Annotated in this window: 10 protein-coding genes; 6 read left to right on the plus strand and 4 right to left on the minus strand. The window is 64.0% G+C overall.

The window, feature by feature from the left end:
• Nucleotides 1-65: 65 nt before the first annotated feature.
• The 3 genes from K426_RS12040 to K426_RS12050 are packed head-to-tail and all read right to left on the minus strand — an operon-like array spanning nt 66 to nt 3,991.
• A complete protein-coding gene (locus tag K426_RS12040; protein WP_066557344.1) occupies nt 66-2,510 on the minus strand; it encodes a TonB-dependent receptor domain-containing protein in 2,445 nt (814 codons plus the stop codon).
• On the minus strand, nt 2,494-3,423 hold the full coding sequence (locus tag K426_RS12045; RefSeq protein ID WP_066557347.1) for a FecR family protein: 930 nt from the start codon (nt 3,421-3,423) through the stop codon (nt 2,494-2,496). The genes K426_RS12040 and K426_RS12045 overlap by 17 nt, the downstream gene beginning before the upstream one ends.
• Nucleotides 3,424-3,478: 55 nt before the next feature.
• The gene (locus tag K426_RS12050) at nt 3,479-3,991 is read right to left on the minus strand and encodes an RNA polymerase sigma factor (protein ID WP_066557350.1); all 513 of its coding nucleotides are present in this window, start codon (nt 3,989-3,991) and stop codon (nt 3,479-3,481) included.
• A gap of 140 nt (nt 3,992-4,131) precedes the next feature.
• Here K426_RS12050 and K426_RS12055 point away from each other — a divergent pair, with 140 nt between their 5' ends.
• From K426_RS12055 to glgX, 6 genes are all read left to right on the plus strand, one after another.
• Nucleotides 4,132-5,346 carry a serine hydrolase domain-containing protein gene (locus tag K426_RS12055; RefSeq protein ID WP_237229780.1) on the plus strand — a complete coding sequence of 405 codons (1,215 nt, stop codon included), beginning with the start codon at nt 4,132-4,134 and terminating at the stop codon, nt 5,344-5,346.
• 99 nt (nt 5,347-5,445) lie between these two features.
• Nucleotides 5,446-7,914, plus strand: a complete 2,469-nt coding sequence (locus tag K426_RS12060; protein WP_066557352.1) for a glycogen/starch/alpha-glucan phosphorylase — start codon at nt 5,446-5,448, stop codon at nt 7,912-7,914.
• A gap of 18 nt (nt 7,915-7,932) precedes the next feature.
• On the plus strand, nt 7,933-10,110 hold the full coding sequence (gene glgB, locus K426_RS12065) for a 1,4-alpha-glucan branching protein GlgB (RefSeq protein WP_066557354.1): 2,178 nt from the start codon (nt 7,933-7,935) through the stop codon (nt 10,108-10,110).
• A gap of 50 nt (nt 10,111-10,160) precedes the next feature.
• Nucleotides 10,161-11,420 (plus strand): glucose-1-phosphate adenylyltransferase, encoded by a 1,260-nt coding sequence (glgC, locus tag K426_RS12070; RefSeq protein ID WP_066561715.1) that lies wholly within the window; start codon nt 10,161-10,163, stop codon nt 11,418-11,420.
• A 20-nt stretch (nt 11,421-11,440) separates the two neighbouring features.
• On the plus strand, nt 11,441-12,883 hold the full coding sequence (gene glgA, locus K426_RS12075; protein WP_066561716.1) for a glycogen synthase GlgA: 1,443 nt from the start codon (nt 11,441-11,443) through the stop codon (nt 12,881-12,883).
• Nucleotides 12,880-14,760, plus strand: a complete 1,881-nt coding sequence (glgX, locus tag K426_RS12080; protein ID WP_066557356.1) for a glycogen debranching protein GlgX — start codon at nt 12,880-12,882, stop codon at nt 14,758-14,760. Before glgA ends, glgX begins: the two co-directional genes overlap by 4 nt.
• On the opposite strand, the gene K426_RS12085 is transcribed toward glgX, so the two are convergent.
• The gene (locus K426_RS12085; protein WP_066557359.1) at nt 14,728-15,915 is read right to left on the minus strand and encodes a thiolase C-terminal domain-containing protein; all 1,188 of its coding nucleotides are present in this window, start codon (nt 15,913-15,915) and stop codon (nt 14,728-14,730) included. The two genes, glgX and K426_RS12085, sit on opposite strands and share 33 nt — an antisense overlap.
• Between the last annotated feature and the right edge of the window lie 2 nt (nt 15,916-15,917).

Below are 15,917 nucleotides of genomic sequence, written 5' to 3' on the forward strand. Positions count from 1 at the left end.
CGCCTATGCGCGGGAGACGGCGCTGAAACGCCTGTTCCGTCAGATAAAAATAATGCGATGCAAGATCAGAAGGCGAAATCCAGCCCCAGTCGGACGGTGCGCGGGCGCAGCGGCGTCACATAATCCCCGCGCAGGTCGAAGGGTGTGCCGAGTGAGAAGCGGTTGCCGCTGCTATCGAGCAGGTTGGAGACCGACAGCGACCATTGTACAGTCCCATGCGTCAGCGCGGCGCTGAGCGCGGTGTCGACATAATCGCCCTGTTCCCGCCCCAATATCGGCCCTACGCCCAGCCGGGACTTGCCGACATAGCGCGCCGATCCGCTGAGGTGGAATTGCATGTCCTTGCCCACCGGCGCGAGATAGTCGAAGCCGATGCGCCCGCCCAGATTGGCGACATTGGGCAGAGTCAGCGACTGCCCCTCATAGGAGAGCAGCCGCACGAATTGCGCGGGGCGGCTGAGGCGGCTGTCATTATAGATGATGCTGCCGTCCAGCGTCAGGCGCGGCATGAGGCGGACGGCGATGCGGCCCTCTACCGTATAGATGCGCCCATCCCCGATATTGGCGGTGGTGGGGATGCCGATCCGGTCCGTGACGTCGGCCTGGATGTCCTTCCACCGCGTATAGGCGGCATTGCCGGTCAGCGCGACCGCATCGACGCCCGGCACGCCCTTGCGGAAGCCGAATTCCAGGGTTGAGGCGCGGTCGTTGCGGAAACGCTGGATATGCTGGTCGTCGACCGCAAGCCCGCCGGGACGGAAGCCCTGCTGGAACCGGGCATAGACCGTCATGCCGGGCAAGGCGTCGGTCAGCAGGGAGAAGGAGGGGAGGAAGATCGTTTCGTTCCGGTTCGCCTGCGCCTCCGCCCGCGCAATCGCCGCCATGGAGAGGATGGCGATGGGGTCGAGCGCCTCGCCCGTCAGGCGGCTGTTGGTCAGGCGCCCGCCGACCGTGGCGATCAGGCCCGTGACGGGTTCGAAGGAGGCTTCGCCAAACAGGGTCGCCTCCCGGATGCGGTTGCGCACGCCGGTGGAGGTCGCGGGCATGCCGCGCCCATACATCGGCACGCCCGGAATGACCTCCGACTGGATGGGGGCCGTGCCGTAGGAGGTCAGCGTTCGCTGGATGTCCGACGTGCTTTCCAGATAGGAGGCGCCCAATATCCAGCCCAGGCCATTGTCCAGATCGCGCACGATGCGGTTTTCAGTGGAGAAGATGTCGACCTTGTTCCTTTGCCGGAACAGCGCGGCGGGGCCATCCGGCCCAGCCGGATCATACTGCGTCGCGTCATAGCTTTCCGACAGGATGTTGCGCACGAATCCGGTCGAGGACACGAAGCGCAGATCGTCCCATTGCCGCTCGACCCTGAGATTGGCGAGCGCATAATCCGACGAATAGGGCTGAGCGACGGCGGAGGCGCGTTCGAGGTTGCCGATCAGCTTGGCGGCATATTGGGCGTCGTCGGCCTTGATCCGCTGGTAGACGCCGGTGAGATCGATGGTCCAGTTCTCGTCCGGCGCGAACCGCAGCGCCGCACGGCCGCCATAGGTGCGGGTGCGGTTGACGTCATCCTTGAGGCGCAGGACATCGTCGATATAGCCGCCATCCTGCACGCCATAGCCGACGACGCGCAGCGCGATCTTCTCCGTGACGATGGGCAGGTTGATCGTCGCGGCCAGATCGCCACCCGGATCGCCATGCTGCGTTGCGCTGAACCCGGCGGAAATCTGCCCGCCTGCCTGACCCAGATTGGGGGCATTGGGGATCATGCGTATGATGCCGCCCAGCGAACCGGCGCCATAGAGCGTGCCCTGCGGCCCCTCCAGCACCTCCACGCCCTGCATGTCGTAAAGCTTCAGGTCCGGGTCGGGCGCGGCATAATTGAGCCGCATGTCGCCCAGATATTGCCCCGTCGTCGCCTGGGTCGGCCCGGCTACGCCGGAGTCCGCGATGGCGCGGACGAACAGCTTGTTGCGACCCGCACCGGCATGGGTAGAACTGAGGCTCGCCACGCGGAAGATCAGGCTGGCGGTGCCGCCCGCCGCCTCTCCGGCCGTAAAGGCATTGTCGCTCACCACATCGACCATCCCGGCATAGCGGGGGAGGGGCGTGTCCCGCTTGGAAGCGGTGACGATGATATCGACGGGTTCCTGCTCGACTTCCGATGCAGGGACGGTAGTGGCGACGCGAGGCTGCTCGCGCGCCATGCGTTCCCGCACGATCCTGTAGGTGCTGCCATCGATCCGCCGGATGCTGGCGCCGCTGCCCTTGAGCAGGCGCTTGAGCGCGCCTTCCACAGACATGCGGCCATGGACGGCGGGAGTAGCGATCCCGGCGAGCGACTGATCCGACATGCCGATGCTCGCGCCTGTCTGACGGCCGAGCGCTATCGCCGCCTCGCCCAGCCGACCGGAGGCGATGCTGATTTGTTGTCTTTCCGCCGCTTGCACAGGCGAAGCGGCCGTTATGGCGAGGGCGGTGACGAAAAGGACGTCAGCGTGGCGGGCCATCCCCCTCCTTCAACAGCCATCCGTCGCCCTGCTTGACGGCGCTAAGGCCCATCAGCGGAGCGGCCTGGCCAAAGAAACGCACGGTATCGCGATCAAGGCGGATCGTGCCGGTAAAGCGCACCGCACCGGCTCCGGGCGTGGCGCTGAGCCGGACCCCCAGCGAACGGGCGATGTCGGCGCTGATCTGCGTCACTGGGGCATTGGCATAGGTCAGGCGGCCCTGGCGCCAGCTCGCGACGGCATCCGTGGCGATGTCCATGACGCGCAGGCCGCTCTCGTCCTCGCTCAGTCCCCGGCCGGCGGGCAGGGCGATCGCCTCGGCCTTCGGATTGTAGATCACCTTGCCTTCCGACACGCCGATGCGGGTGGCGCTGCCGGTGTGGACGATGTTGAAGACGGTGCCCGCATCCTCGAACAGCGCATCGCCCACGGTCACGCGGAAAGGATTGGCGGCGTCATGCCGCACGGTGAAGGCCGCCTCGCCGCTGTCGAGCGCCGCGAAGCGCGCATCATGCCGGTCGAAGCGCATGGTCGTGCCGCCGTTCAGTTCGACACGGGTGCCATCGTCCAGCGCAATGCTGCGGGTTTCGCCGGGCCGGGTGGTGACGGTGTAGATGTCAGGGCGATTGAGAAGGCCGACGGAAACCACCCCGACCAAAGCCGCCGCGATCGCGCCACCAGTCAGCCAGCGCACCGGCCTCCATCCGCGGCTTCCCGCATCATTGGCGGGCGTGGCGATGGTGACGGGCTCTGCCGGAACGATCCCGGCCAGATCGGCATCGGCCGCCATCAGCGCGTCGTAAACGGGCGCACGCGCCGAATCAGCCTCCAGCCATGCGGTGAAGGCTTCCCAATCGGCAAATTCAGGATCGCGCGTGCGGATGACCCATCCGAGCGCCTCCTCATTCATCATGGTTCCAGCCCCGTTCATTTCAGCCCCTCATCTGAGCCAGACGCCGCCGCGGTCCTCATTCCGTATCCATTTTCTGCTTGAGGGCGATCATGGCACGATAGGCCTTTTGCAGATCCTTCTCCACGGTGGTCAGGCTGACGCCCAGTTCCTCTGCTATCAGCCTTTGCCCGACGCCCTCGATGCGGAAGCGGCGGAACACGAGTTCGACGCGGGGGCCAAGCGATCGCAGCACGGCGCGGGCTTCCTCCAGCCTTTCGGTGAGGATCAGCCGTTCGTCGATCGCGATGTCTTCCGAGGGATCGGCCATGACGCCGCCCGCGCCCTCCGCCCAATCCTGTTCGCGCCGCCCGCGCCGGGTGGCGGAACGATAGCGGTCCAGCATCAGATTGTTCGCCATGCGGTAGAGATAGGGCAGCGGGTCGGCAATCGGACCCAGATCCTTCTCCTCCAATTTCATCCACATGTCCTGCAACAGGTCTTCGGATTCGTCCCCGGCGCCACGGGCGCGCAAAAAGCGCATCAGCGCGGGGCGATTACGCAGGAAGATGGCGGAAAGGCCGGTAGCCATGAAGAACTTGCGTCCAGTGGGATCAGGCGGTTGCCATAAAGGGCCGATGGGGGCGTTGCAACGGGCAAGCAGCGGAGGGCGCTTGGCATTTACCTGCGCCTGCGCCTGTTCTAGGGCCGATGGGTAGACCGGCAGGAGGGATGATGCAGGCACCAGGGCAGGTGAGCGGACAGGTGGACGTAGCGGCAGCGCGGACCGCAGGCATGGATGCCGGGAAATTGCAGGCGCTGGCCGACTTCGTTCATGAAACCTATGTCGCGCCGGGCAAGCTGCCCCATATGCAATTGCTGGTATCGCGTGACGATCAGCCGATCGTCTCGGTCCGCAGCGGCATGGCGCGGGCGACGGGCGAGCCTTTGCGGGAGGATGCATTGTATCGCATCGCTTCCATGACCAAGCCCGTGACCTCGGTGGCGTTCATGATGCTGGTCGAGCAGGGAGCGGTAGCGCTGGATGATCCGGTGGCGAAGGTCTTGCCTGAATTTGCCGGTCTGCCTGTTGGCGCCGACGGCAAGGGTCGGATGAAGCGGCCGATGCTGATGGTCGACTTGCTGCGGCACAGCTCCGGCCTCACCTATGGCTTGCAGCGGCAGACGGCGATCGATGCGCGTTACCGCGACCTTGGCCTCGACGAATTTCAGCAGAGGCGCAGTTCGGATGAGTTCATCGCCGCGCTCGCCTCGCTGCCGCTGGAATTTTCGCCGGGTGAGCGGTGGAACTATTCGGTGTCGACCGATGTGCTGGGCGTGGTTGTGGAGCGTTTGAGCGGCCTCGATCTGGAGCGCTATTTCCGCGAGCGCATCTTCGATCCGCTGGGCATGGCCGACACTTTCTTCGAGTTGCCGGAGGATCGCGTCGAGCGGATGACCGATGCCTGGCAATTGGGGACGGATCGCACGCTGTCGCTCTATGATCGGGGTTCGCGCAGCGGCTGGCGCAGGCCACTGAAGCTGCGTTCCGGCGGCGGAGGGCTGCTGTCCTGCACGACGGATTATCACCGCTTTGCCCGAATGCTGCTGCGGGGCGGGGAATTGGATGGGGTACGCCTGCTCAAGCCCGAGACGGTGGCGGCGATGCACGCCAATCATCTGCCGGGGGGCAAGGATTTGGCCAGTCTGTCCTCCTCCATGTTCAGTGAAGCGGACTATGCGGGGGTTGGTTTCGGGCTGGGTTTCGCGATCGACCTTGGGACGCAGGAATATTATTGGGGCGGGGTGTTTTCGACCTTCTTCTTCATCGATCCGGTGGAACGGCTGATCGGCATCTTCATGACCCAGCATTTCCCTTCCAGCTCCTATCCGGTGCGGGCCGAATTGCGGCGCGGCATTCGCGACGCGATCATCGATCATCGTTGAAATCATCCCTAAGATTGCTGCGCTGCAAAATTTGCTGTTGGCGAGGGACAGGGGCCGTGCAATCATCCGCCCGGACTCACGGCAAAAGGGGCACACGCCATGAACCTCAAAGGCCAACCGACCCTTCCCAAGCCCGCTCCCCGGCAGGTCGATCCGGAGGTTCTTGCCCATGAGATCGTTGAGCGGCTGACCTATCGCATCGGCAAGAATGCAACGGCGGCGAAGCCGCATGACTGGCTGCATGCCGTCATTCTGGCCATTCGCGACCGGGTGATCGATGCGTGGATCGACTCCACCGAAAAAACCTATGAGGCGCAGGGGCGGCGGGTCTATTATCTGAGCCTGGAGTTCCTGATCGGCCGCCTGATGCGCGATGCCGCGTCCAACATGGAAATGCTGGACGACATGCAGGTGGCGCTGAGTTCGCTGGGCGTCGACATCGACATCATCGCCGCGCTGGAGCCGGACGCAGCGCTGGGCAATGGCGGCCTGGGGCGGCTGGCGGCCTGTTTCATGGAAAGCATGGCGACGGTCGACGTGCCCGCCTATGGCTATGGCATCCGTTATGTGAACGGCATGTTCCGGCAGGAGATTTCCGACGGCTGGCAGGTGGAACTGCCCGAAACCTGGCTGACCCACGGCAATCCCTGGGAGTTCGAACGGCGCGAGGCGAGTTACGAAATCGGCTTTGGCGGCCGGGTCGATCCATCGGAAAATGAGGATGCCAGCCCGCACCAGATGCGCTGGCGGCCCGCCGAACGGGTGATCGCGACGCCCTATGACACGCCGATCGCGGGTTGGCGGGGCAAGCGCGTCAACACGTTGCGCCTCTGGGAAGCGCAGCCGATCGACCCGATCCTGCTCGACCGTTTCAACGCGGGCGACCATCTGGGCGCGCTGACGGAAAGCAACCGGGCAGAGTCGCTGACGCGGGTGCTGTATCCGGCCGACAGTTCGCCGGCAGGGCAGGAATTGCGGCTGCGGCAGGAATATTTCTTCTCCTCCGCCTCCTTGCAGGACATCATACGGCGGCATATCCAATATTTCGGTGACGTACGGACCCTGTCGGACAAGGCAGCGATCCAGCTTAACGACACGCATCCGGCGGTCGCCGTGGCGGAGCTGATGCGGCTGCTACTCGACAATCACGGCCTCGATTTCGACGAGGCGTGGGACATCACGCGCCAGACGTTCAGCTACACCAATCACACGCTGCTGCCGGAGGCGCTGGAAAGCTGGCCGGTGCCGCTGTTCGAGCGGCTTCTGCCCCGGCACATGCAGATCATCTATGCGGTGAACAGCCGTCTGCTGGGTGAGGCGCGGCGGTCCGGCAAGTTCGACGATCGGTCGATCGGTGCCATTTCCCTCATCGATGAAGGCGGCGAGCGTCGGGTGCGCATGGGCAATCTGGCCTTTGCCGGATCGCACAGCGTCAACGGCGTGTCGGCACTGCATACAGAGTTGATGAAGGAGACGGTCTTTGCCGACTTCCATCAACTCTATCCGACGCGGATCAACAACAAGACCAATGGCGTGACGTTCCGCCGCTGGCTGATGCAGTGCAATCATGGCCTGTTCGAGTTGATCCGCGAGGCGATAGGCGACCGCTTCATGGATGATCCTGAAGCGCTGCGCGACCTCGATCCGTTCGCGGAAGACAGTGGTTTCCAGGAGAAATTCCTGGCCGTGAAGCGCGCCAACAAGGTGGCGCTGTCCGATCTGCTGCGGCAGCGGGTGAATGCCCGGATCGATCCGGCGGCTTTGTTCGACATCCAGATCAAGCGCATCCATGAATATAAGCGGCAGTTGCTCAATATCATCGAGGCGGTTTCGCTCTACGACCAGATCCGGTCGCATCCGGAAAAGAACTGGGTGCCCAGGGTCAAGCTGTTCGGCGGCAAGGCGGCACCCAGCTATCATAATGCCAAGCTGATCATAAAGCTGGCGGGCGACGTGGCGCGGGCGGTCAATCACGATCCCGCCGTGCAGGGGCTGCTGAAGCTACAGTTCGTGCCCAATTACAATGTCAGTCTTGCCGAAGTGATGATCCCGGCGGCGGACCTGTCGGAGCAGATTTCGACGGCGGGCATGGAGGCGTCGGGCACCGGCAATATGAAGTTCGCGGTCAATGGCGCGCTTACCATCGGCACGCTGGACGGCGCCAATGTCGAGATGCGCGATCATGTGGGTGACGAGAATATCGTGATCTTCGGCCTGACCGCCGCTCAGGTGAACGAGCGGCGCGCCCAGGGCTATCATCCCCGCGACGTCATCGGCCAGAGCCGGGAACTCGGGCAGGCGCTGGACGCGATTGCGGGCGGCGTCTTTTCGCCGGACGATCCGGATCGCTACAAGGATCTGGTGCAGGGCATTTACGATCATGACTGGTTCATGGTGGCGGCCGATTTCGACAGCTATTCCTCCGCCCAGCGGCGCGTGGATGCGATGTGGCAGGATCAGGCGCTCTGGGCGAAAAAGGCGATCCACAATGTTGCGCGGATGGGATGGTTTTCATCCGATCGCACGATAAGAGAATATGCGACCGACATCTGGAAAGTGCCGGTTTGAGGGGAGGCCGTTAACAGGGTGGGATTGACGCCGGAACAGATCGCCCGGCTGCTGGAGGGGCGCGAGGACGATCCATTTGCGACGCTTGGCGTCCATCCGGCGGGTGCTTCTGAGGGAAAAGGGGGCTTCACCGCCTGCGTCCTGTTGCCCGAAGCGGTCAGTGTCACGGCGCACAGGCTGGACGGCAAGGCTATCGGAACCCTGACCCCGCTCGGGGTGGGCGGGTTGTTCTTCGGCAAGGTGTCGATCCGCAAGCGCCAGCCGCTGCGCTATTGCGCCACTTATGCGGATGGCGGCGAATATCGGCTGATCGATCCCTACAGCTTTGGCCCGGTGCTGGGGCCGATGGACGACTATTTTTTTGCCCAAGGGTCTCACGCGCGGCTATTCGACAAGATGGGCGCGCATCTGATCGCCCATGAAGGGGTGGAGGGCACGCATTTCGCGGTCTGGGCGCCCAATGCGCAACGGGTTGCGGTGGTGGGCGACTTCAACCGCTGGGACGGCCGCCGGGGGCTGATGCGGCGGCGGCAGGATGCGGGGGTCTGGGAAATCTTCCTGCCGGAAGTGGTGCAGGGCAGCCCCTATAAGTTCGAGATTATCGGGCCGGATGGCGAGATGCTGCCATTGAAGGCCGATCCCTTCGCCTTCCAGTCGGAATTGCGGCCCTCGACCGCTTCCATCGTCGCGGGCGCGCCGGATCATGTCTGGGGCGATGAGCGCCATCGCGCCCATTGGGAGAAGGCCGATCCGCGCCGCGAACCCGTTTCCATCTATGAAGTCCACGCCGGATCATGGCAACGCGACGAGCATGACGATTTCCTGAGTTGGGATGCGCTGGCCAACCGGCTGATCCCTTATGTGGTCGGCATGGGTTTTACCCATATCGAGTTCCTGCCGATCAGCGAATTTCCCTATGATCCAAGCTGGGGCTATCAGACCACCGGCCTTTATGCGCCGACAGCGCGTTTCGGTGATCCGGAGGGATTTGCGCGCTTCGTCGACGGCGCGCATCGGGCGGGTGTCGGGGTGATCCTCGACTGGGTGCCAGCGCATTTTCCGACCGATGCCCATGGCCTCTCACGCTTTGATGGCACGGCGCTTTACGAGCATGAAGACCCGCGCAAGGGTTTCCATCCGGACTGGAACACTGCCATCTACAATTTCGGGCGGCGCGAAGTGGCGCAGTTCCTGGTCAACAATGCGTTGTTCTGGGCGGAGCGCTATCATGTCGACGGGTTGCGGGTCGATGCCGTCGCCTCAATGCTCTACCTCGACTATAGCCGCAAGGAAGGGGAATGGATTCCCAACAAGCATGGCGGGCGGGAGAATGTGGAGGCGGTTGAATTCCTCCAGCAGATGAACACGGCGCTCTACGGCGCTCATGGCGGCATCATGACCATAGCCGAGGAATCGACGAGCTGGCCAAAAGTGTCCCACCCCGTCCATGAAGGAGGGCTGGGCTTCGGCTTCAAATGGAATATGGGCTTCATGCACGACACGCTGCGCTATCTGGCGCGTGATCCGGTGCATCGCGCCCATCATCATGACGATATTACCTTCGGCCTGCTCTACGCCTTTACCGAGAATTTCGTGCTGGCGCTGAGCCATGACGAGGTGGTGCACGGCAAATCATCCCTGCTCCACAAGATGGCCGGGGATGATTGGCAGAAATTCGCGACCCTGCGCGCTTATTACGCGATGATGTGGGGCTATCCCGGCAAGAAGCTGTTGTTCATGGGCCAGGAATTCGCCCAGCGCGACGAATGGAGCGAGGATCGGGCGCTCGACTGGCATTTGCTGGACCATGCGCCGCATCGGGGCGTGCAGTTGCTGGTGAGCGACCTCAACCGCCTCTATCGTTCCCGCCCAGCCCTCCATGCCCGCGATTGCGAGGCGGAGGGGTTCGAATGGGTGCTGGTCGACGCGGCGGCGGACTCGGTCTTTGCCTGGGTCCGGCGCGCGCCGGGCGCCGCGCCGATCGTCGTCATCAGCCATTTCACCCCGCAATTGCGCCATGGCTACCGGATGCGCCTGCCTTCGGGGGGACGCTGGCGGGAGATCATGAACAGCGACGCGGCGGAATATGGCGGCAGCGGTGTTGGGAATATGGGGATCGTCACCGCTGATGAGGAAGGATGGGGCAATGTCACCATCCCGCCCTTTGGCACGTTGATGCTGGAACTGGACTATTGAGACCGACGGGTGGAAGCCAAACGCTCGCGGGCATGATGGAGAAGAGGCCGATGCAGCCAAGACACCAGCCGATCGCCCGTGACGCCATGGCCTATGTGCTGGCCGGGGGGCGCGGCAGTCGTCTGGCCGAACTCACCGACCGCCGCGCCAAGCCGGCAGTTCATTTCGGCGGAAAGGCGCGGATCATCGATTTCGCCCTCTCCAACGCGCTCAACAGCGGCGTCCGCCGCATCGGCGTCGCGACGCAGTACAAGGCGCATTCGCTGATCCGCCACCTCCAGCGCGGCTGGAACTTCCTGCGGCCGGAGCGCAACGAAAGCTTCGATATCCTGCCCGCCAGCCAGCGCGTGTCGGAAAGCCAATGGTATGAGGGCACGGCCGACGCCGTCTTCCAGAATATCGACATCATCGAGGATTATGCGCCCGAATATATGGTCATCCTGGCGGGCGACCATGTCTACAAGATGGACTATGAGCTGATGCTCCAGCAGCATGTCGACAGCGGCGCTGACGTCACCGTAGGCTGCATGGAAGTGCCGGTGAAGGAAGCCAGCGGTTTCGGCGTCATGCATGTGGATGAGCAGGACGTCATCACCGCCTTCGTCGAAAAGCCGAAGAAGCCGCCGCATATCCCCGGCAATCCCGGCGTGGCGCTGGCGTCCATGGGCATCTATGTCTTCCGCACCGCTTTCCTGATCGAAGAATTGCGCCGGGATGCGGGGGATCCCGCCAGCAAGCGCGATTTCGGCGGCGACATCATCCCCCATATCGTCAGCCATGGCAAAGCCGTCGCCCACCGCTTTTCCAACAGTTGCGTGCGCGCCGAAAGCGAGCCGGTGCCCTATTGGCGCGATGTCGGCACGATCGACGCCTATTGGCAGGCCAATATCGATCTGACCGATGTGGTGCCGTCACTCGACCTGTACGACCGGAGCTGGCCGCTCTGGACCTATTCCGAAGTCACCCCGCCCGCCAAATTCGTGCATAATGAGGAAGGACGGCGCGGGTCCGCGACATCCTCGCTGGTCGCGGGCGGGTGCATCGTGTCGGGATCGTCGCTCCACCGCAGCCTGCTCTTTTCCGGCGTTCGGACGCACAGCTTCTCGTCCGTCACGGAAAGCGTCGTCATGCCCGATTGCGTCATCGGGCGCGGGGCGCGGTTGCACAAATGCGTGCTGGATTCGGGTGTCATCATCCCGCCTGGCCTGATCGTGGGCGAGCATCCCGATCATGACGCACAGCGTTTCCGCCGCACCGACAGCGGCGTGACGCTGATTACCCAATATATGATCGAACGGCTGGTGGACTGATCTTGGGCAAGACGGCTTCGATGCAGGTGCTTTCGGTCGCGTCCGAAATCTATCCGCTGATCAAGACCGGGGGGCTGGCCGATGTGGCGGGAGCCTTGCCCGGCGCGCTGGCCGGACATGGCATTGCAGTGCGGACGCTGGTGCCCGGCTATCCCTCCGTCCTCTCGCGGCTGGGCAAGGCAAAGGCGTTGCGGCGCTATGAAACGCTGTTCGGCGCGCCCGCCACGGTGCTAGCCGCCAGAGTGGGCGACCTTGATTTGCTGGTGCTGGACGCGCCGGATTTCTTTGCGCGGGAAGGCGGTCCCTATGGCGATCCCGGCGGCGGCGAATGGAGCGACAATTGGAAGCGCTTCGCCGCCCTGTCCCGCGCAGGCGCGGACATCGCGGCCGAAGGCGCGAAGGGCTGGCGGCCCGATCTGGTCCATGCGCATGACTGGCAGGCGGCGATGACCGCCACCTATATGCGCTTCGGGCCTGCCCATGCCGTGCCCAAGGTGGTGACCATCCACAACCTCGCCTTTCAGGGCCGTTTCGGCGCGGACATCTTCCCCCAGCTCGGCCTGCCGCCCGAAGCCTGGGGCGTCGACGGCGTCGAATATTATGGCGGCACGGGCTATTTGAAGGCGGGTCTGGTCTCCGCCGACGCCATCACCACCGTCAGCCCCACCTATGCCGATGAAATCCGCTCGCCGGTGCATGGCATGGGGCTGGATGGGCTGATCAACGGGCGGGCGGACCGGCTGCACGGCATATTGAACGGCGTCGATACCGCTATCTGGAACCCCGCCGCCGATCCGCTTATCGCCAAGCCGTTCAGCGCGCGGGCGCTGGGCGGGCGGAACGCAAATCGCCGGGCGCTGGAAACGGGCTTCGGCCTCGACCGCGACGATGCCCCGATCTTCATCATCGTCAGCCGCCTCACCTGGCAAAAGGGCATGGACATGGTGATGGGCGCGATCGACCATCTTGTGGAGCTGGGCGGCAAGCTGGCCGTGCTGGGGTCGGGCGATCATCCGTTGGAGGGCGCTTTTCTGGCCGCCGCGGACCGGCATCGCGGCCGGGTGGGGGCGCAGATCGGCTATGACGAGCCGCTGTCCCATCTGATGCAGGCTGGCGCCGACGCCATATTGATCCCCTCCCGCTTCGAACCCTGCGGACTGACGCAGCTTTACGGGCTGCGTTATGGCTGCGTGCCGGTGGTGGCGCGGGTCGGCGGGCTGGCCGATACGGTGATCGACGCCAATGAGGCCGCCGTCAGCGCGGGTGTCGCGACAGGCATCGTCTTTCCGCCGTCCGATCCGCTGGCGCTGCACGGCGCGATTGCGCGGACCATCCGGCTTCATGCGCACAAGCCGGACTGGCAGGCGATGCAGCGTGCGGGGATGCGCGCCGACTTTTCCTGGACCCACAGCGCGGCGCGCTATGCCGAGCTGTTCCGCGCATTGCTCCGGAACGCGCCATGAGTCCAAGGGCGCTCGGCCCGGACATTCATGGGTTGGGAACCCGTTTTCGCGTCCATTCGCCCAATGCCGAACAGCTCCGGCTGTGCCTGTTCGATGCCGATGATCGCGAGACGCGCCTGCCGATGGCACGGGATGGGGAGGGCGTCTGGTCCATTGATGCGCCGGGCGTGGGTGAGGGCGCGCGCTACGGCTTCCGAGCGGACGGGACTTATGATCCAGCCGCAGGACTATGGTTCGATCCCTACAAGCTGTTGCTTGATCCCTATGCAACGGAAATCGACCGGGCGTTCGTCTACGATCCGGTTCTCGCCGCGCAGCGGGGGAGTTGCATCGATACCGCGCCGCTCATGCCCAAGGGGGTGGCGAGGACGCCGCTTCCGCCGGTCGCCCTTGCGCAGCCCTTATTTCGTCGCGGCGGCCTGATCTACGAAGTTCAGGTCCGTGGCTTTACCATGCTGCACCCCGACATTCCGCAAGAGCAGCGAGGGACGATTGCCGCACTCGGTCATCCCGCCGTGATCGATCATCTGCGTCGCCTGCATGTATCCGCGATCGAACTGATGCCGATCAACGCCTGGATCGATGAACGGCATCTGGGGCCGCTTGGGCTGCACAACGCATGGGGCTATAATCCGGTCAGCTATTTCGCGCTCGATCCCCGGCTGGCGCCCGGCGGCATGGCGGAACTGTGCGCCGCTGTGGAGGCGTTGCACGCGGCGGGGATCGGGGTGATCCTCGACATGGTCTATAATCATGACGGGGAAAGCGATGCACTGGGGCCGACATTGTCTCTGCGCGGCCTCGATGCTCGCAGCTATTTCCGGCATGAACCCGATGGTCGCCTGATCAACGATACCGGCACGGGGAACAGCATCGACTGCAATCATCCCGTCACGCAACGGCTCATCCTGGATTCGTTGCGCCATTTCGTCAGTGCAGCGGGCGTGGACGGCTTTCGCTTCGATCTCGCGCCAGCGCTGGGACGTTTGCCGGCCGGTTTCGATCCAAAGGCGTCGTTGCTAGCAGCGATAGGAGTCGATCCGCTATTGGCCGATCGCATCCTGATCGCGGAGCCGTGGGACATCGGTCCCGGCGGCTATCAGCTTGGTCATTTCGGGGAACGCTGGCTGGAATGGAATGACCGTTACCGCGACGATATACGGCGCTTCTGGCGAGGGGATCGCGGCACGCTTGGCGCTCTGGCGACGCGGCTCTCCGGATCGTCGGATATCTTCCGTGGCGGTCCAGCCACGCGCACCGTCAATTTCCTGGCGGCCCATGACGGCTTCACCCTGGCGGACCTCACAGCCTATGAACACAGGCATAATGAAGCCAATGGCGAGCAGAATCGCGACGGCCATGGCGAGAATTTCAGTTGGAACAACGGCGTCGAAGGGGTGAGCGACGACACGGCAGTTCAGGCCGCGCGGCGCTGGGATATCAAGGCGTTGCTCGGCACGCTGTTCTGCTCGCGCGGCACGATCATGCTGACGGCAGGCGATGAGTTCGGGCGTACGCAGCAGGGCAACAACAATGCCTATGCGCAGGATAATGCGACAGGCTGGGTCGACTGGTCGGGGCGTGATCGGGAGATCGAGGCGCATGCCTTTGCCCTTGCCAGACTGCGATCATCACAGCCGGACTTCAACGCCACGAATTGGCTGTCCGAAACGGATGTCGAGTGGCTTGATGAGCAGGGCCAGCCCCTGACCGTCGCGCAATGGGAAGATCCCGACCGGCGCTGCCTGGCGATGCGGTTCCGGCGGTCGGGGTTCGCCATATTCATCAACGGCGACGATCAGGCCCATCAATTCGGCACCGTTCAGGTTCCAGCCCGAACGATCTTACCCATCCCGGCTAAACAGGAAGGCGGTTGATTTCGCCAGTCCGTTGGAGATCGTCGCCAATGACCGCGCCGCGCCCGGCACCCGCCGCTCGCCCGCACGGTCCGTCACTTGCGCCACCGCTTCGGCAAGCTGCGTCATGCCATGCAGCCGCCCTTCGCCCAGCGCTCCGCCGCCGGTATTGATCGGCAGCCTGCCCCCCAGATCGCCATGGCCTTCGCGCAGGAATGCCAGTCCCTCGCCGTCCCGGCAAAAGCCCATGCCCTCTAGCCAGGTCAGCACGAGCACGCTGAAGCCGTCATATAGCTGCGCATTGTCCACATCCATCGGGGACAGGCCGGTTGTGTCCCACAGCCGTTGCGCAACATCTTTCGCGCCGTCCCGCATATCCTCAAGATTCATCGGCGTGCCTCCTGCGCCCTGATGGGCGGAGGCCGCAAAGCCGGTGAGCAAAGCAGGCGGCTGGCGCAGATGGCGCGCCCGTTCCGTAGACGTCAGGATCAGCGCGCAACAACCATCGACGGGAATGTCGCAATCGAGGATGGACATGGGATCGGCAATCATCCGGGCGCCGAGATAATCCTCAGCCGTGATGATCTTGCCCCGCCAATAGGCATGGGGGTTAAGCTGCGCATTGGCGCGGTTGTTGGCGATATAATGGGCGAAATCCGCCCGGCTATAACCATAAAGCTCGAAATAGCGGCGCAGCACCACCGCTGCCCAAGCGGGTGGCATGCTGAATCCATAGGGCGCCAGATATTGGTCGCTCCCCACCGCCTGCACTGGCTCGAAATTGACGTAGCGGCCATCGGGTACATGCAGCGCGCGATAGACCAGCACATGGTCGCAAAGTCCGCCGATGATCGCCAGCGCCCCATCGATCAGGCTCTGCGTCACCATGCCGTTGGTCGAGCCGATCCACTGGACGCCCGAAGTCACGCCGAGCAGCCCGGCCAGATACCAGGGCGTCACCACGTCGATCCCTTCATCAACGCCCTTCTTGCCGCCATAGCGCGGCATGGAGGGTGAGGTCGCGATGCCGTCAAGATCGCTCCGTTGCAGCCCGGCATCAGCCAGCGCTGCGTCACAGGCCTCCAGCGTCAGCGCCGCCAGGGTTCGGTCCGACCGCCGCTCCAGCGTGCTGTAGCCAAGCCCGGCGACGGCCACCTTGTCCCGATAGTCCCACATGG

Source organism: Sphingobium sp. TKS (assembly GCF_001563265.1).
GTDB lineage: Bacteria > Pseudomonadota > Alphaproteobacteria > Sphingomonadales > Sphingomonadaceae > Sphingobium.